The 16,318-nt window shown below is 57.9% G+C and carries 19 protein-coding genes; 14 read left to right on the forward strand and 5 right to left on the reverse strand.

Annotated features, from left to right (window positions below; genetic code table 11):
* Positions 1-18 precede the first annotated feature (18 nt).
* The 3 genes from IPI58_03915 (at position 19) to IPI58_03925 (ending at position 2,433) form a co-directional block, all read left to right on the forward strand.
* Complete coding sequence (locus IPI58_03915; protein QQR69802.1) at positions 19-705, forward strand: Tim44 domain-containing protein; 687 nt, start codon at positions 19-21, stop codon at positions 703-705.
* 8 nt (positions 706-713) lie between these two features.
* On the forward strand, positions 714-1,757 hold the full coding sequence (locus tag IPI58_03920; GenBank protein ID QQR69803.1) for an MltA domain-containing protein: 1,044 nt from the start codon (positions 714-716) through the stop codon (positions 1,755-1,757).
* 79 nt (positions 1,758-1,836) lie between these two features.
* Complete coding sequence (locus IPI58_03925) at positions 1,837-2,433, forward strand: superoxide dismutase (GenBank protein QQR69804.1); 597 nt, start codon at positions 1,837-1,839, stop codon at positions 2,431-2,433.
* A 479-nt stretch (positions 2,434-2,912) separates the two neighbouring features.
* Here the strand turns inward: IPI58_03925 and IPI58_03930 are convergent, their stop codons facing one another.
* Positions 2,913-4,445, reverse strand: coding sequence for a F0F1 ATP synthase subunit alpha (locus tag IPI58_03930; GenBank protein ID QQR70037.1), 1,533 nt, complete (start codon positions 4,443-4,445; stop codon positions 2,913-2,915).
* Positions 4,446-4,452: 7 nt separating this feature from the next.
* Positions 4,453-5,040 carry an ATP synthase F1 subunit delta gene (atpH, locus tag IPI58_03935; protein QQR69805.1) on the reverse strand — a complete coding sequence of 196 codons (588 nt, stop codon included), beginning with the start codon at positions 5,038-5,040 and terminating at the stop codon, positions 4,453-4,455.
* Positions 5,041-5,203: 163 nt separating this feature from the next.
* Between atpH and IPI58_03940 the strand changes: the two genes are divergently transcribed.
* The 11 genes from IPI58_03940 (at position 5,204) to IPI58_03990 (ending at position 14,415) form a co-directional block, all read left to right on the forward strand.
* Entirely contained in the window at positions 5,204-6,178 is a 975-nt protein-coding gene (locus IPI58_03940; GenBank protein ID QQR69806.1) for a hypothetical protein, read from the forward strand.
* A 148-nt stretch (positions 6,179-6,326) separates the two neighbouring features.
* A complete protein-coding gene (locus IPI58_03945; protein QQR69807.1) occupies positions 6,327-7,214 on the forward strand; it encodes an RNA polymerase factor sigma-32 in 888 nt (295 codons plus the stop codon).
* Between the two features lie 257 nt (positions 7,215-7,471).
* Positions 7,472-8,107 carry a hypothetical protein gene (locus IPI58_03950; GenBank protein ID QQR69808.1) on the forward strand — a complete coding sequence of 212 codons (636 nt, stop codon included), beginning with the start codon at positions 7,472-7,474 and terminating at the stop codon, positions 8,105-8,107.
* A gap of 150 nt (positions 8,108-8,257) precedes the next feature.
* Positions 8,258-8,893 (forward strand): hypothetical protein, encoded by a 636-nt coding sequence (locus IPI58_03955; protein QQR69809.1) that lies wholly within the window; start codon positions 8,258-8,260, stop codon positions 8,891-8,893.
* A gap of 146 nt (positions 8,894-9,039) precedes the next feature.
* Entirely contained in the window at positions 9,040-9,702 is a 663-nt protein-coding gene (locus IPI58_03960) for a hypothetical protein (GenBank protein QQR69810.1), read from the forward strand.
* 193 nt (positions 9,703-9,895) lie between these two features.
* Complete coding sequence (locus IPI58_03965) at positions 9,896-10,453, forward strand: HNH endonuclease (GenBank protein QQR70038.1); 558 nt, start codon at positions 9,896-9,898, stop codon at positions 10,451-10,453.
* Positions 10,454-10,486: 33 nt separating this feature from the next.
* Positions 10,487-11,431: a lipoyl synthase gene (gene lipA / locus IPI58_03970; GenBank protein QQR69811.1), complete on the forward strand. Its 945-nt coding sequence runs from the start codon at positions 10,487-10,489 to the stop codon at positions 11,429-11,431.
* Between the two features lie 121 nt (positions 11,432-11,552).
* On the forward strand, positions 11,553-11,972 hold the full coding sequence (locus tag IPI58_03975; protein QQR69812.1) for a response regulator: 420 nt from the start codon (positions 11,553-11,555) through the stop codon (positions 11,970-11,972).
* 76 nt (positions 11,973-12,048) lie between these two features.
* Positions 12,049-12,405, forward strand: coding sequence for a hypothetical protein (locus tag IPI58_03980; GenBank protein QQR70039.1), 357 nt, complete (start codon positions 12,049-12,051; stop codon positions 12,403-12,405).
* A gap of 29 nt (positions 12,406-12,434) precedes the next feature.
* Positions 12,435-13,808 (forward strand): TolC family outer membrane protein, encoded by a 1,374-nt coding sequence (locus tag IPI58_03985; GenBank protein QQR69813.1) that lies wholly within the window; start codon positions 12,435-12,437, stop codon positions 13,806-13,808.
* 160 nt (positions 13,809-13,968) lie between these two features.
* The gene (locus IPI58_03990; GenBank protein ID QQR69814.1) at positions 13,969-14,415 is read left to right on the forward strand and encodes a hypothetical protein; all 447 of its coding nucleotides are present in this window, start codon (positions 13,969-13,971) and stop codon (positions 14,413-14,415) included.
* A gap of 42 nt (positions 14,416-14,457) precedes the next feature.
* Here IPI58_03990 and IPI58_03995 read toward each other — a convergent pair whose 3' ends face one another.
* The 3 genes from IPI58_03995 to IPI58_04005 are packed head-to-tail and all read right to left on the reverse strand — an operon-like array spanning position 14,458 to position 16,255.
* Complete coding sequence (locus tag IPI58_03995; GenBank protein QQR69815.1) at positions 14,458-15,201, reverse strand: LuxR family transcriptional regulator; 744 nt, start codon at positions 15,199-15,201, stop codon at positions 14,458-14,460.
* A 6-nt stretch (positions 15,202-15,207) separates the two neighbouring features.
* Complete coding sequence (locus tag IPI58_04000) at positions 15,208-15,870, reverse strand: YceI family protein (GenBank protein QQR69816.1); 663 nt, start codon at positions 15,868-15,870, stop codon at positions 15,208-15,210.
* Positions 15,848-16,255 (reverse strand): hypothetical protein, encoded by a 408-nt coding sequence (locus IPI58_04005; protein QQR69817.1) that lies wholly within the window; start codon positions 16,253-16,255, stop codon positions 15,848-15,850. Before IPI58_04005 ends, IPI58_04000 begins: the two co-directional genes overlap by 23 nt.
* Positions 16,256-16,318: the final 63 nt, after the last annotated feature.

Genomic DNA, 16,318 nt, shown 5'->3' on the forward strand with positions numbered 1-16,318 from the left:
TGCTAAGGTCACACCGCTATGCATGATCCTGGTTTTGCCGAAATTCTGATTCTGGCGGTCGTGGCCACATTTCTTGTGGCACGGCTTTACGCGATTTTTGGTCGCCGCGACGATGGTGGCCAACCGCCGCGCCAGCGCCCCAATCCGTATGCCCAAGCCGCGCCTGCTGCCGACAAGCCGGCGGTGACGGTTGGGGATATCACGCAGGCTCTGGCCCAGGCCGTGCCCGAAGAAGAACCGGATGACGGACGCCCTTTGTCTTTGGCTGCCAGCTTACAGCGTATTCAAAAGCGTGATCCCAGTTTCCAGGAAAAGGATTTTCTGAAAGGCGCGCGCGCGGCGTTTGAGATGATCCTTGGCGCCTATGCGCGCGGCGATTCCGATCAATTGCGCGGCTTGTTGGCCCCTGGCGTCTTCGATCGGTTCGATACCTCGATTCAAGAGCGTAAATCCCAGCAACAAAGCCTGGAGAGCCGAATTCTGCGCGTGCGCGAGGCCGAGATCATCAAGGCCGTCGTCTCTGGGACGGATGCGCGGGTCACCGTGCGCTATCTGAGCGAACAGATCCATGTGCTGCGCGATACAAGTGGTCAGATCATCAGTGGCGATCCCACGCGCGCCGAAGAAACCGAGGATTGCTGGACCTTCCGCAGGGAATTGGGCGCGGCGGATCCCAATTGGCAACTTGTCGAAACCGGGACGTGATTCACGACATGAAAGCTTTATCCGGCACCGCCTTGGCGGTGATGGCCGCGCTGATGCTGACCGCTTGCACCTCTGTTGAACCCGAAGAGGCCAGCCGCGTGCCGGTGGCTTTTGCCGATCTGCCCGGTTGGTACAGGGACGGGACTTCGGCGGTTTTGCCGGCCTTACGCCGTTCTTGCGCGCCGCGTCGCCTGGTTCTGACCGAAGAGATTTGCGCGGCCCTTGACGATATGCCCGATCAAGTCGATGACACCCAAATTCGCGCCTTCTTTGAACACTATTTTCAGCCCTATGCCCTTATCGGCAGCGGTAACGGAGCGAACGGCCTGTTCACGGGCTATTACGAGCCGGAGGTGACGGGCAGTTTTCGTCCCGATGCCACCGCCGCCACGCCGCTTTATCGCCTGCCCCCAAAGACGCCGGGAGAGGCCATGCCCAGCCGGGCCGAAATTTTCCAAGGCGCGTTGGAAGACCAAGATTTAGAGCTGGCCTATCTGGATGATCCCGTGGCCGCGTTCTTCCTGGAAATCCAAGGTTCGGGCGTGTTGCGTCTGCGCGACGGGCGCACGCGGCGTTTGGCTTATGCGGGACAAAACGGCCATCCTTATGTGCCCATTGGCCGCATCTTGGCCGATGCCCAGGAAATCCCCCGTTCTGAAGTCTCGTTATTCACCATCCATGCATGGCTACGCGCGAATCCGCTCAAAGCGCAGGACTTGATGAACAGCAATCCTTCTTACGTCTTTTTCCGTTTGTTGGAGCCGGGGGCCGAAGGCCCCATCGGGGCGCAAGGCGTGCCGTTGACCGCTGGACGTAGCCTGGCCGTGGATCGTCGCTATACCCCCTATGGAACGCCGGTTTGGCTGGACGCCGATCCGCCCTTGGCCGGTATGCCGCGCGTGCAGCGGCTGATGATGGCCCAAGATACGGGCGGAGCCATTCGCGGAGTCGTGCGGGGGGATGTCTTTTGGGGGACCGGCGAGGAAGCCGGGCAGATCGCGGGGGCCATGAAAAGCCGGGGCCGAATCTATCAGCTATTGCCCAAGAATTAAGCATGGCTTGCCAATCGCCGCCAAAGGATTATCTTAACGCTTGAAATGCCGTCCCCCTTTCCTTGATGGAGCCAGTGCCATGCCGTTCGAGCTTCCCGCCCTGCCCTACGCCTTGGATGCTTTGGAGCCGGCGATTTCCGCCCGCACCTTGGAATTCCATCATGGCAAGCATCATCAGGCCTATGTGACCAACCTTAACAATCTGATCAAAGGCACGCCTTTGGAGAGCCAGTCGCTTGACGCGGTGATCCGCCAATCGGCCGGGAACGCCGCGCAAGCCGGGATATTTAACAACGCCGCGCAAGTCTGGAATCACAGCTTTTTCTGGCACAGCATGAAAAAGGGCGGCGGCGGCACCATTCCCGCCGCGCTGGGAAAGCGCTTGCAAGACGATTTCGGCGGTGTGGACGCCTTTAAACAGGCCTTCACCCAGGCGGGGCTGACTCAATTCGGCAGCGGCTGGGCGTGGCTTGTCGCGGGGACGGACGGGAAGCTCAAAGTCGTCAAGACCGCCAACGCCGAAACGCCCTTGACCACCACCGACACGCCGCTTGTGGTGTGTGATGTGTGGGAACACGCCTATTACCTGGATTACCAAAACCGGCGCGGCGATTTCCTGAAGGCTTTCTTGGACAATCTGATCGACTGGGAATTCGCCGCCGCGAATATGGGCTAGGCACTGTTCACAAAGGTCTATGAATCGGCATCAACCGCTGTGATTAAAGTGAAGAGTCAACGATTCAGCACGGACACGAATGACAGGTGATGGATGCCCGCCCGCGCGGGGGTGGTTTCCATATGAAGGCGGCACACTTTGCTGTGAGCCTCCCTCTCCTCATGCGTCACTCCCGCGAAGGCGGGAGTCCATCTCCTGCCCTTGCCGATGGCGCTGGGGTTTGGAATGTTTACGCATGCAGCCTCGAACTCCAAGTTTTGTAAACAGTATCTAGGCCTCTCAGGTCGAGGGCTGCGCTGCCGCCAAACGGGACAGCCTTTGATCCAATTTTCCCACAGGGAGGTTTTGTTGCTGTCCCAAAGCAGGAATCGGCCCCTTCGGCCTGTATGGAAAGATATGGTGCGGCTATAGACTCAGCGCACCAAGGCCAAATTACCAATCGGTTCGGCCTAGGCCAGACGGACCTTTGAAGGGTGCTCTTACACAAACGTCTTCGTGTAATCCTCGATCACGCGGCGCAGTTTGCCTTCCAGCTCGGTGCTGATGTCGTGCTTGATGCGGATTTCTTCCACAAGCTCGGGGGCGGCGGTCTCAAAGTGATGACGCAAGCCGGCCTCGTACCGGACCACGGCGTCCACGGCGACCTTATCCAGATAGCCATGCACGCCCGCGAACAGCACCACCACCTGTTCCTCAACGGACAGGGGCGAATATTGCCCTTGCTTGAGCAATTCGGTCAGGCGCGCGCCGCGCGCCAATAGGCGCTGGGTCGAGGCGTCAAGATCGGATGAGAACTGTGCGAAAGAGGCCATTTCGCGGTATTGGGCCAATTCCAGCTTGATGGAGCCGGCCACCTTCTTCATGGCCTTGATCTGCGCGGCCGAGCCGACGCGGCTGACCGAGATGCCCACATTCACCGCCGGGCGAATGCCCTTATAGAACAGGCCGGATTCCAAAAAGATCTGGCCGTCGGTGATCGAGATGACATTGGTCGGGATATAGGCCGACACGTCGCCCGCCTGAGTTTCGATGATGGGCAGCGCCGTCAGGGAACCGCCGCCGTTCTCATCATTCATCTTGGCGGCACGTTCCAACAGGCGCGAATGCAAATAGAACACGTCGCCGGGATAGGCCTCGCGCCCGGGGGGACGGCGCAACAGCAAGGACATCTGACGATAGGCCACGGCATGCTTGGACAAATCGTCATAAACGATCAAGGCGTGGCGGCCACTGTCGCGGAAATATTCGCCCATGGCGCAGCCGACATAGGGTGCCAGGAACTGCATGGGAGCGGGGTCCGATGCGGTGGCGGCGACCACGGTGCAATAATCCATCGCCCCGTTGTCTTCGAGCGTCTTGACGATACGCGCCACGGTGGACCGCTTTTGACCGATGGCCACATAGATGCAATGCAGCTTGGTCTTGGGGTCGCCTGCGGCGTTTGGTCCTTTTTGATTCAAGATGGCGTCAAGCGCCAAGGCGGTCTTGCCGGTTTGGCGATCGCCGATGATCAGCTCACGCTGGCCGCGACCGATGGGCACCAACGAGTCGATGGCCTTCAGGCCAGTTTGCATCGGTTCGCTGACCGAGAGGCGGGTGATGATGCCCGGAGCCTTCATCTCGACGCGCTGCTTTTTTTGGTCGCCAACCAACGGACCTTTGCCGTCGATGGGATTGCCCAGCCCGTCCACAACGCGGCCCAACAAGGCCTCGCCCGTTATGACCTCGATGATGCGGCCTGTGCGGCGCACGATATCGCCTTCATGAATGTCGCGGTCGTCGCCGAAGATCACGGCTCCTACCGTATCGATTTCCAAGTTCAGCGCCATGCCGCGCACGCCGGATTCGAATTCCAGCATTTCGCCCGCCTGGGCCGAATCAAGGCCGAAAATACGCGCCACGCCGTCGCCGACGGTGACCACGCGGCCGATTTCCTCCATCTCGGTCTCGACGCCGAAAGTTTCGATGCGCTGCCGCAGCAGGGCCGAGATTTCCGCCGTATCCAACGTGATTTGCATCTTAAGAGACCTCCTTCATCCGTCGGCTCATCAAAGCCAGACGCCGTTTGATCGACGCATCATACAAATGCCCGCCCGTTTCGATAGTCAGGCCGCCAAGTAGGCTAGGGTCCGTGTGGGCCTCTAACACGACGCCGGGGCCTTGCACCGCTTCCATCGCCTGTTGCAGCTGCGCCATGCGCGCCTCCGGCATGGGGCGCGTGCTGGTCACTACGGTCAGGCGGCGGCCCCGATGGCTGAACAGGCGCGCCAGGATATCATCCAATACGACACCCAGCAGATTCAGCCGGCGACGCTGCGCCAGCACACCCAGAAATTTGCTCATCAAAGGCGACAATTTGGCATGTGCGGCAAGTTGTCGCATTAAGTCCACTTTGTCGTCGCAGTCATAAAGCGGGTTGCGCACCAGGTCTTGCAGGACGGTGCTGTTGGCCAGCAAGCGTTTCAGTGCGTCCGCCTCGTCCTCGATCTGATGCAGCTGACCGGCCGCCTCCGCCGAGCGGAACAAAGCCAAGGCATAGCGTCCCGCCACCACATGGGCAGGCCCGACCACCGCGTTGCGCCTTGTTTTCTTTCCACTTTGCGGCATACCTGTTTGGCCTTTGCGTCCTTGGTGATTCTGAACGTGTCAGTGTCATGCCTAGCGGTTTTATAGGCATTGTGCAACTGCCGTTGAGCTTGCTTGAAGCCCCTTACGCAATAGATTACATACGGTCCTGGTTTCACCCCATCATCCAGATAGAGTTCTGTCCATGCCCAAAACAATTTCTTCCCAGGCCTCTCCCTGTCAGGCTGGGGCTGATTCGATACACATGCTGGAAAACCAACAAGCCTTGGACCTGTTGCGCGTCAGAGAAGCCGTCATCTACCAAACGCGGTACGATGCCTTTGTCGCCAAGCTTTCTAGCTTTCCTCGTGCTGTCCAAGCATTGAAAGAAATGCACATGCGCTTTGACGGCTATCGCAAAGACGGGGTGACTCCGGAAGGGGCGCATCCGCTTGAGGTGGCACGTCACGTCGGCCGCTATAAAAGACTGATAGTTTCGGCATATGGCAGGAAATTCTTTGATGATGTCGTGATCGCCTGCGCTCTACACGATGGCATAGAAGACAAGGGAATGAGTGGTAAAGAAATACAAAGAAAATATGGCTTGAATGCTGCGGAAATGGTCCGGCTTGTATCGAAGGATAAGTCGGATCCAGGCTTTACAATAGCTCGTTATTATCATGAAATCGCAAACTATAGCGGGCCAGAAAGAATCCGTGTCGGGGCGATTGTCATCAAAGGAAGCGATAGACGGCATAATTTTCATACGGTCTTAGGCTTGAACCCTGCCCGGATTGGTCCGTATGTTGAGGAAACAGAGGAATATGTGATTCCGATGTTGATGGATGCAACCCATATGTATCCGCGTCTTGAGGGGTACTTTGCAGATACTGCCATTGAATTGACGGAGGCCACCTTGGTCGCGCGTAAATGGCATGAAATCGCCAGTCATCGGGGAACGCTGCAAGCACTTATGAAGGGATTTAGTCGTGCGACCGAGGCTACTGAATCCAATTCCAGTGCAGGGCGCATTCAATCTTTAGGGGTGACTTGCGCGATCGGTCATACTGCACGAAACGCGGTGCTGAATGACAAAAAGCCGCCCGCATCCCGTCAGAAGAAATCTGCACAGCCCCATCCATTACCTCCTGTCATTGGTATGGAATATGCGTTTTCATGATCGTTTCCTTATCGTTATTTCTATATTAGAATTGATCTAAACCATATATGACAAATCCCATTTTTCCTGTTAGGATGCTCACATGTCCGTTGGATCCCAAAAGGGATAGGCGGATTGGGTGTCTTGCCTCACACAGGGAGAACCAATCATGGCTTATATCGACGACCCTCAAACCCGCAAAGCGAATCAGGCTTTCATCCGTGCCAGCATGGCTGTGCCGTTGTTGGAACGCGAAGAGGAATTGGAACTGGCCCGCCAATGGCGGGGGCATGGCGATGAAAAAGCTCTGCATCGTCTCATCAAACCCTATATGCGCCTCTCGGTGGCGATGGCGACACGCTTTCGTCCCTACGGTTTGCCGATGGGCGATCTGGTGCAAGAAGGCGTGATCGGTCTGCTGCAGGCCGCCGCGCGTTTCGAGCCCGAGCGGGGCTTACGTTTCTCCACTTACGCCTCATGGTGGATCCGCGCCGCGATGCAAGACTACGTACTGCGCAACTGGTCCATCGTTCGCACCGGCACCACGCTGGCTCAAAAGACCCTGTTCTTCAATTTGCGTCGCTTGCGCGCGCGCATCGCCCAGTGGACTCCTGAGGGCCGTTTGACGGGAGAGGGACGCACGCGCTTGGCCAAGCAAACGGGCATTTCCGAACGTGAGATTGAAGATATGGAAAACCGCCTCTCGGCGGGCGATCAATCCCTCAACGCGCCTATGTCGCGCGAGGGCGATATGGAGTGGCAGGAACGCTTGGTGGATGCCGGTCCTTCTCCGGAACAGGCCACGATGGAGGATCATGACGGACGTCTACGCCGGGAATGGCTGGACAAGGCGCTGGCGGCCCTGCCCGATAGAGATCGCGAGATCATCCGCCGCCGTCGCCTCAGTGAAGACTCGGCTACCTTGGAAGAACTGGGAGTGGCCTTGAAAGTTAGTAAAGAGCGTGTCCGCCAATTGGAAGTCCGTGCCTTACAACGTCTGAAAACACTGATCTCGGAGCAGACCAAAAATCCCGAAGATCTGATGGTGGATGCCTGATGTTTCTGGCAACCGCGGAGCGAACAAGGGAATGAGGCTCGACCTTCTGATCCGGGCCTCATCCCGATTCGTCGAATATCCCCGGAAGAGGACATGTGTCCCGGCACCTACCTCCAATGGGATTGGTTAAAAAATGAAAGAAGAAACAGCATGTTAACTTTTTCTTTATCTTCTTCATTTACCAATCCATGGGAATGGGGTTAGCCTGTTACCGCTCTTGTCCCCCGTTTCCCATGTGAGTTTCTCAGGAGGTCGTCATGCAAGTGAGTGTCAGGACCAACCCGCAGGCAGGTATTGCCATCGGACCCATCTTGTTTGTTGTGGCCATCTTGGCTGTGCTGGCTTCGGCCATCGCGGCGGGAAGTGGTTCCTTTACGGCATCGTCGACATCGGAAGCGTCGCGCGCCAATGCGGCGGCGATGCTCGATATCGGTCAGAACCTGAAGATCGGATTTGATCGCCTGATGGGCTTGGAGACGGCCTACAACGGCGTGGTCATCGGTGCCACCAACACCGTCAATGCGGTGGATCTGTTCTCTCCTTCTGGCGGCGGCGTCAACCCACCCTCGACCAAAGTGGCCAAGAGCGGTGCCAGCTGGACCTATCCATACGCGAATATCACGAATTTGGGTGGCGCAGGCTGCACAGCCACGACGTCCAAGCGCGTGGCGGTGATCGCGGTGACGGACGCCACCATGTGCACGCAGCTAAACACCTACTTGGGCAATGGCGCAACGCCTGCCGCCGCGGCTGTGGGCGATCCCACGACCGTGGCCGAGGCCACCTGCTTGACCATTCCTGCGGGCCTCGCCGGCAAGATGGCCGGCTGCTATGAATCAACCACTGTGGGGTTTGTCGGGTTCTACTTTTATCAGGTCCTTGGCGTCCGCTAAGACCTGAAAGCCAAACGAGGCGCGGCGGGACATCCTGCCGCGCTTTTTTTTGTGGCGTGTTAACTATCTTTTTATTTTTTGCATTTACCAATTATAGTGAATGGGCCTGATCCGGGCCGATCCTTATGGCGAGTTTCTTTGGAGGTTGTCATGCAAGTGAATGTCAGGACCAACCCGCAGGCAGGCATTGCCATCGGGCCCATCTTGTTCATCGTGGCCATCCTGGCTGTGTTGGCTTCGGCCATCGCGGCGGGTAGCGGGACGTTTTCCGGTTCTACGACATCGGAAGCGTTGCGTGTCAATGCATCGGCGATGCTCGATATCGGTCAGAACCTGAAGATCGGATTTGATCGCCTGATGGGCTTGGAGACAGGCTACAACAGCGTGGTCATCGGTGCCACCAACACCGTCAATGCGGTGGATCTGTTCTCTCCTTCTGGCGGCGGCGTCAACCCACCCTCGACCAAAGTGGCCAAGAGCGGTGCCAGCTGGACCTATCCATACGCGAATATAGGCGCTCTGGGTGGCGCAGGCTGCACCGCCACGACATCCAAGCGCGTGGCGGTAATCGAAGTGACGGACGCCACCATGTGCACGCAGCTGAACACCTACTTGGGCAATGGCGCAACGCCTGCCGTTTCCGGCGTGGGCAACCCCACAACCATAGCCGAGGCCACCTGTTTGGCCATTCCCGCCGGTTTGGATGGCAAGATGGCCGGCTGCTATCAATCGAACACCGCCAGCTATACCGGGTTCTACTTTTACCAGGTCCTTGGCGTCCGCTAAGGCCTGAAGGCAAACAAGGCGCGGCAGGCTATTCTGCCGCGCTTTTTTTTTGCATGTTAACCATCTTTTCATTTTATACGTTTACCAATATAAATAACGGACTAATTCTAGTCCGCCAATTCTGGCGAGTTGCCCAGGAGGTTGTCATGCATCCCGATGTTGTTATGCAAATGTGTGTGGTATGTGCCAGGACCAACCCGCAGGCAGGTATTGCCATCGGGCCCATCCTGTTCATCGTGGCCATCCTGGCTGTGCTGGCTTCGGCCATCGCGGCGGGAAGTGGTTCCTTTACGGCATCGTCGACATCGGAAGCGGCGCGCGCCAATGCGGCGGCGATGCTCGATATCGGTCAGAACCTGAAGATCGGATTTGATCGCCTGATGGGCTTGGAGACAGGCTACAACAGCGTGGTCATCGGTGCCACCAACACCGTCAATGCGGTGGATCTGTTCTCTCCTTCTGGCGGCGGCGTCAACCCACCCTCGACCAAAGTGGCCAAGAGCGGTTCCAGCTGGACCTATCCATACGCGAATATCACGAATTTGGGTGGCGCAGGCTGCACAGCCACGACGTCCAAGCGCGTGGCTGTGATCGCGGTGACGGACGCCACCATGTGCACGCAGCTAAACACCTACTTGGGCAATGGCGCCACACCTGCCGTCGCAGATGTGGGCAACCCCACGACCATAGCCGAGGCCACCTGCTTGACCATTCCTGCGGGCCTCGCCGGCAAGATGGCCGGCTGCTATCAATCAAACACCGCCAGCTATACCGGGTTCTACTTTTATCAGGTCCTTGGCGTCCGCTAAGACCTGAAGGCAAACGAGGGCGTAGCGGTTATGCCGTTACGCCCCACTTGCGCCCTCCGCCTGATCGCGTCAGAGTATTCGGCATGACAAAGACCCCACGGCGTTCATATGACATCATGCGCCACCCAAGGACCTCGCATGCGGCACGACCCGCTAGGAGAAACAGGTGATCCCCGGCGTTCGTGACGCCGATATTCCTCTGCAGGCTTGTCCAGCCTTGGTCCTTAATGCTGATTTTCGTCCCCTTAGCTATTTCCCGCTCTCTTTGTGGCCATGGCAAGAAACGATCAAAGCCGTGGTGTTGGGCCGTGTGGTCGTCCTATCGGAATATGAGCGCCCGATTCGCTCGCCGCGCATCTCGATGCGGTTGCCCAGCGTTGTTGCCTTGCGTGACTACGCGCCGACGCCGCCCTGGCCCGCCTTTACGCGATTCAACGTTTTCTTGCGCGATGACTTTGCCTGTCAATATTGCGGCGCGCGTCCGGGCGTGCGCGAGCTGACCTTCGATCACGTCCTTGCCCGCAGTCAGGGCGGACGAACCGGCTGGACGAATGTGGTGGCGGCCTGCACTTCGTGCAATCTGCAAAAGGGAAACAGGACGCTGGCGCAAAGCGGCATGCGGTTGCGTCGTCCGCCTTGGCGTCCGAACAGTTATGAATTGCAGGCGCATGGGCGATGCTTTCCGCCCAATTATCTGCATACCAGCTGGCGCGACTTTTTGTATTGGGACGCCGAGCTGGAGACGGTCTAGAATGTCGCGTCACCGCCAAGGATCATGCCCAGGATGACCGAATCTTCGCCGCGTCCCCGCCACCCGGAAAAGGCGCACCGTCCCGACAATCCCACCACATGGGGCCGCAAGCCTGAATGGCTGCGCGTGCGCGCGCCAGGGCCTGGTGCCTTCGACGAAACCCACGCCACCATCCGCGCCATGGGCCTAACCACCGTATGCGAGGAGGCGGCATGCCCCAATATCGGCGAATGCTGGAAGCATCGCCACGCCACTTTCATGATCCTGGGTTCCGTCTGCACACGCGCTTGTGCCTTTTGCAATGTCTCCACCGGGTTGCCCGACCGCCTGGACCCGCACGAGCCGGAGCGTCTGGCCCAAGCGGTTCTTAAACTGGGATTGGCGCATGTGGTGATCACCTCGGTGGATCGTGACGATCTGGACGATGGCGGTGCCGAGCATTTCGCCCGCACCATCGCCACCGTACGCGCCGCTGCGCCCGACACAACCATCGAGGTCCTAACCCCCGATTTCATGCGCAAACCGGGGGCCATTGAAACCGTTGTGCGTGCCGCGCCCGATGTCTTCAACCACAATCTCGAGACGGTGCCGCGCCTGTATCCGTCTATTCGTCCTGGCGCGCGTTACTTTACTTCGCTGCGCCTGTTGCAGATGGTCAAGGAACTGGACCCGAACCGTATCACCAAATCCGGCCTGATGGTGGGGCTTGGCGAAACGCGGGAAGAGCTGTTGCAGGTCATGGACGATTTGCGCGCCGCCGATGTCGATTTCCTGACCATCGGCCAATATCTGCAACCCACGCCCAAACATGCCGAGGTGGCGCGCTTTGTGCCGCCCGAGGAGTTTGACGATTACGCGGCCTTGGCGCGCGGGCGCGGCTTTGCGATGGTTTCCAGTTCTCCCTTCACCCGTTCATCCTTTCATGCCGGTGAGGATTTTGAGCGTCTCACACGCCAGCGCAAAGTGACGGCCGGATAACTGGCGCATGGTTTGCACGGGTGTTTTCCGCATCTGCATAATCATTCGTCCCAGACGAGGGTGTGGAAACGAATTGCTAAGACGATAAGAAGTATTCTCGGAATGAAGGAGAACGCGACGGATGTCCATATCACCCCCTCATGTTCCTTGCGTGGCCAAGCCGCTTTTGGCCGTGGTGGATGACCAGGCCGATATTGGCGCTTTCGTCATCGAAGTGGCTGAAGGCATGGGATTCGATACCCATCAATCCATGAGCGCGGCCGAGTATTTCGACGCCGCCGCACAAAAAACGCCGGATGTTCTGGTCTTGGATATCGTGATGCCCGAGATGGACGGCATCGAGCTGGTCAATCGTTTGGAGCAGTCGCCGCACCCCCCTTTGGTGATCCTGATGAGCGGTTATGCGGGACAATACATTGTGCCCGTTCAGGAAAAGGCCAACCGTGATGGGCTTCAAGTCATCGGTACTTTAGAAAAACCGTTTCGTCTGGAGGAACTGCAGGTCCTGTTAACGCGCGCCATGTCCTTGTTAGACCGATAACATTTTGCCTTCTCAGGCAAAAACCCCTAATCTGAAAGGCAGTTTTGTTGCTAAGGAGACCAACAGCATCATGGGCATGACGCTCCAAGCCAGTCCGGCACCGCTTTGGAAAGACGGGCAGGATGTGACGGTCGATGATTTGGCCGAGGCTTTGCGTTGCGGTTCTCCCGTGGTGGTGGTGGATGTGCGCGAGCCTTGGGAAGTCGAAAAGGCCCATTTGCCTGAGACAATCCATATCCCGCTGGTGCAGTTGGACGAGCGATGCTGCGAATTGCCCCGTGATGCGCGCATCGTGGTGCATTGCCATCACGGCGGACGCAGCGCATGCGCTGTAGCCTGGTTACAAGAACACGGCTATGTTCAGGTTCACAATCTGCTGGGCGGGGTCGACGCTTGGAGCCGGATGGTGGATCCGAGCGTGCCGCGTTATTGAAGACGATAAAAAAGATAGAGCAGGAGACAATGGCCATGAAACAGATGCGCAAGACGGCTTGGATGTGGGCCTTACTGGCCTCGACGGCGATGATCGGATGGGCCGCGCCCGTTCGTGCCGATAGCTTGCAAGAGGCTTTGGCCCAGGCCTATAGCCAGAATCCCAGCCTGGCCGCCGCTCGCGCCGCTTTGCGCGCCGCCGATGAGAAGGTGTCCGAGGCCGAGGCGGGTCGCCGTCCTAATCTAGAGGCCAATGGATCGGCGGGGCTGAGCCGTACGGCCACCGAAGATCCGACAAGCGATAACGATATGACGCCGCGCAGCCTGGGCATTCAGGCCACGCAGCCCATTTGGCGTTTCGGACGCATCCAGTCGGCCATCGACACAGCCGAAAACAGCATGAAGGCTCAACGGGCGCAATTGGACGCGCAGGAACAGTCCTTATTGTTGTCTGCGGCCACGACCTATTTGGACGTTCTGCGCGATCAATCGGTTTTTGACTTGGCCAGCAATAACGAACAGGTATTGGAACGCCAATTACAAGCCTCGCGCGACCGTTTCGAGGTGGGTGAGATCACCCGCACCGATGTCAGCCAATCCGAGGCGCGCCTGGCCCGCGCCCGTTCGGATCGGGTCGAGTCGCAAGGTGCGTTATTTGCCAGCCGTGCCGCCTATCAGCGTCTGGTCGGAAGCGAGCCGCAGAATCTGTCCCAGCCGGAATTGGCCCTTGCGGAAATCAATTTGGATGAGGCCGTGCAGCAGGCGGAAAGCGCCAACCCCAATGTGCAATCCGCCATCATGGCGGTGGCCGCCGCGCAAAGCCAGGTCGAGGCCACCCAGTCCGAATTGCTGCCTGATCTGTCTTTGACGGCAGGCGCGCAGCGTTCTTGGGAGACATCGATGGGCGTGAAGGGGGCCAGCGATGCCGCCCAGGTGCAGATGCACATGCGCGTGCCCTTGTATCAATCCGGCGCGGAATATGCGCGTTTGCGCGGTGCCCAGCAGCAAGCCAACCAAAAGCAAATGGAACTGGACGAGGCGCGCCGCGCCACGCGCGAAGAGGCCATTCGCGCGTTCGAGGCTTTGCGCGCCACCCGCTCGTCGGTCGACTCGCGCAAGTCCCAGGTCAAGGCCAGCACCTTGGCGCTGGAAGGGGTGCGTCAGGAATCCGAGGTCGGCACCCGCACGGTCTTGGATGTGCTGAACGCCGAACAGGAATTGCTGGACGCCCGCACCGGCCTGGTGCGCGCCGAGCATGACGCCACCGTCGCCCAATTGCGCCTCTACGCCGCCACAGGCCGCCTGAACGTCGCCACCTTGTCCCTGCCTACCGCTGCCTATGATCCCGATCCCCATTATCAAAACGTCCGTAACCGCTGGATCGGATGGAGCATCAGCGAATAGGGGGGCCCTTTATCTGGCCAATGGTAAGGCGGAATGAATCTGGGCCGGGTTCGTCGGTATCTTCTGATGTTCGCATGTCTCGTTATTCTATGTGTTGCTATTGATGAAAATAATAGAATGCATTACGATATAATATCAATTAAATTTGTGGGGGGTAACGATGAATAAAATCAGCCCATTAGCGGAATTTGCCTCCAATAAAGTTGTCTTGTGTGCTGCCGGGATCGTTGGCGCGACGGTCTGGGATTTATTTTCAAACAATGCACAAATCACAACGGCTATGAGTCAACTTCCCTTGGTGGGACCGTATATCCACCAATATGCCGTGGGTGTCGTCAAAGCCGTTGATACCGTTCTGACGACGGGGTTTCAGGCTTGCGTTGGCGCTGTTGCCGGCGGCACATTAGGCATGATGATGGGGGCAAAAAATATTAAGAACGCCGCCATTTGCGGCGCATTTGTGTTTGCGGGCATCGGATCGGGCCTGATCCACGCGGCGGAAATGCCTCGGAGTGAAACTCCATCTGCCTATCATCTATCCGTGAAGCCGTCATCGCCCATGGCACAGTATCCTATGCGTTCTAAGAGCATTTCGTATAATCTATAGAAGCGCGCCTTGGTTCCCAAGGCTTCAACAACGGAAAATTCCTTATGGCGCGATCAACCCATCCATGATGGCGCGGGCGACGGCATGGGTTTTGTGATAGACGCCCATTTTGCGGGTGATATGGCGGATATGTTCGGACACGGTATTGCTGGTGATCCCCAAGATGGCGGCGGTTTCCCAATTGGTCTTGCCCCGCGCGGCCCATAACAGGCATTCCTTTTCCCGTTGGCTTAGGCGCACGACCTTGTCACGATTCTGTGGCTGGCTTAGCAGAATGCTCATGATCTTCTCATGGGCGTAGGTGGCCATCAGATGGACTTCGTGTCGATACTCGGCCCATAATTTGGCAAAAGACCCGTCATTTTGCGCGGTCGAGACGCTGAAGCTGGCCAGGCCATGACCAGGCCCACGAATTGAAACCGTCCCGCCCGAGCGGATACCTACCGAGGCCGCCTCGGTAAAAATGAGAGTCTGGGTGGATGTGATGCGCGGATTCTTTTTCAGCTTGTCCCAATCCACCGGCAAAAGGCTCTCATTGGCGCTGATCAAGGCCAAATCATGTTTGGCATAGCAGCGTTCTCGGTAACGTACGCGCCAATCATGGGGATACGAGGAGATGACCACACCTCCCATGCCTTCTTGCGGCGGACGGATCAGATAATAGCAAAAATGCGCGAATCCCAGCCGATCGACCTGCTCACGCAAAGCGTCAAAAACGGCATCAATCGTCTTGGCCGAGGAAACCTTGTCGATGAATGTTTCCGTATGGCCCAATACCGATGACATGGCGCTTCAATCCTGCCTTGTGGCTTCGATCTCGATCACCATCTCTAATTCGTTCCCGAACCATTCTTTGTCAAGACCTTTGTCGAATCCGAAATCGCTGCGGCGTAGTCGCACGATCATGGAGAGTCCGACGGCGTTATCGGGACGACCGAGCCAGCTTTGGCTATCTGCCACATCCGCCGCCTTGTTAAAGCGAATTTGGGCGGTGACGGGTTTTGTCGTGCCGCGCAAAGACAACGTTCCCTCCAGCGGCCCCCCTTGACGAGTCACGCTTTGCGGTGTGTTGGCTGTGGAGAGGACGATCTCGGGAAATTGCGCCGCAGCGAGCATATCGGCGGACAGCCAATCCTGGCGATGCTGTACATTGGAGAAATCCAGGCTGCCTGCATCCAGCACCAATGTGAAGCGCGAGACCATCCTGCTCTCGGGATCGAACAGAAAGCGCGCACTGCCCTGCCGGAACAGGCCCAGCACCTTGGCATAGCCACGAAACATGACCGATAGACCGACGCTGATCTGTTCAGGTGGAGCATAATACAGGCTGGATGAAGCATGCGCCGCCTTAGGCGCCCCCATCACATCCAGGATCAACAGCAGAAAGGCCGCGCAACACACCGCGCGTCTATGGCACGCCTGTGGGTGGCGGTTACTGCCAATACGCGGACGCAAAGGCCCATCCAAACTTATGCGGATACCAACGGTCGGGCACCAACACCGCCGTGGGATGCGGACGTTTTACCCATTGTCCTGTCTGCCACACATAACCTTGCTCGCTCCATTCCCAATGTCCAACGCGCCATGCCATATAAGGCGGCACATAGCCCGGGAACGCCTCGACCAACGGCGACGGCGGCGGCGTGGGTGAAAGGCGGAACACGGGAAGCGGTGACGGATGCAACAGTCCCTCGCTTTCCATTATGTTCAAATGCCTGGCCCCGGTGATGCCCGGGGACTCCACGATAGGCACCCATGAGGGCGGCTCGCACCCAGTTGCCAGAACCCCAAGCAGCACGATTGTCGCGCCGCGCATCCCGCGAATTTGAAAGACAGGCATAACCAAGGATACCCCTTTGTCATCTCATGGCGGATTACCGTAGCTCTTTTTAGCAGTCTTTGC

The sequence above is a fragment of the Alphaproteobacteria bacterium genome (assembly GCA_016699305.1).
GTDB lineage: Bacteria > Pseudomonadota > Alphaproteobacteria.

What these genes read in the sequence shown, in the direction of transcription:
- IPI58_03915 (QQR69802.1), top strand. Translation starts at nt 19, where the DNA reads ATGCATGATCCTGGTTTTGCCGAAATTCTGATTCTGGCGGTCGTGGCC.
- IPI58_03920 (QQR69803.1), top strand. Translation starts at nt 714, where the DNA reads ATGAAAGCTTTATCCGGCACCGCCTTGGCGGTGATGGCCGCGCTGATG.
- IPI58_03925 (QQR69804.1), top strand. Translation starts at nt 1,837, where the DNA reads ATGCCGTTCGAGCTTCCCGCCCTGCCCTACGCCTTGGATGCTTTGGAG.
- atpH (QQR69805.1), bottom strand. Translation starts at nt 5,040, where the DNA reads ATGCCGCAAAGTGGAAAGAAAACAAGGCGCAACGCGGTGGTCGGGCCT.
- IPI58_03940 (QQR69806.1), top strand. Translation starts at nt 5,204, where the DNA reads ATGCCCAAAACAATTTCTTCCCAGGCCTCTCCCTGTCAGGCTGGGGCT.
- IPI58_03945 (QQR69807.1), top strand. Translation starts at nt 6,327, where the DNA reads ATGGCTTATATCGACGACCCTCAAACCCGCAAAGCGAATCAGGCTTTC.
- IPI58_03950 (QQR69808.1), top strand. Translation starts at nt 7,472, where the DNA reads ATGCAAGTGAGTGTCAGGACCAACCCGCAGGCAGGTATTGCCATCGGA.
- IPI58_03955 (QQR69809.1), top strand. Translation starts at nt 8,258, where the DNA reads ATGCAAGTGAATGTCAGGACCAACCCGCAGGCAGGCATTGCCATCGGG.
- IPI58_03960 (QQR69810.1), top strand. Translation starts at nt 9,040, where the DNA reads ATGCATCCCGATGTTGTTATGCAAATGTGTGTGGTATGTGCCAGGACC.
- lipA (QQR69811.1), top strand. Translation starts at nt 10,487, where the DNA reads ATGACCGAATCTTCGCCGCGTCCCCGCCACCCGGAAAAGGCGCACCGT.
- IPI58_03975 (QQR69812.1), top strand. Translation starts at nt 11,553, where the DNA reads ATGTCCATATCACCCCCTCATGTTCCTTGCGTGGCCAAGCCGCTTTTG.
- IPI58_03980 (QQR70039.1), top strand. Translation starts at nt 12,049, where the DNA reads ATGACGCTCCAAGCCAGTCCGGCACCGCTTTGGAAAGACGGGCAGGAT.
- IPI58_03985 (QQR69813.1), top strand. Translation starts at nt 12,435, where the DNA reads ATGGCCATGAAACAGATGCGCAAGACGGCTTGGATGTGGGCCTTACTG.
- IPI58_03990 (QQR69814.1), top strand. Translation starts at nt 13,969, where the DNA reads ATGAATAAAATCAGCCCATTAGCGGAATTTGCCTCCAATAAAGTTGTC.
- IPI58_03995 (QQR69815.1), bottom strand. Translation starts at nt 15,201, where the DNA reads ATGTCATCGGTATTGGGCCATACGGAAACATTCATCGACAAGGTTTCC.
- IPI58_04005 (QQR69817.1), bottom strand. Translation starts at nt 16,255, where the DNA reads ATGCCTGTCTTTCAAATTCGCGGGATGCGCGGCGCGACAATCGTGCTG.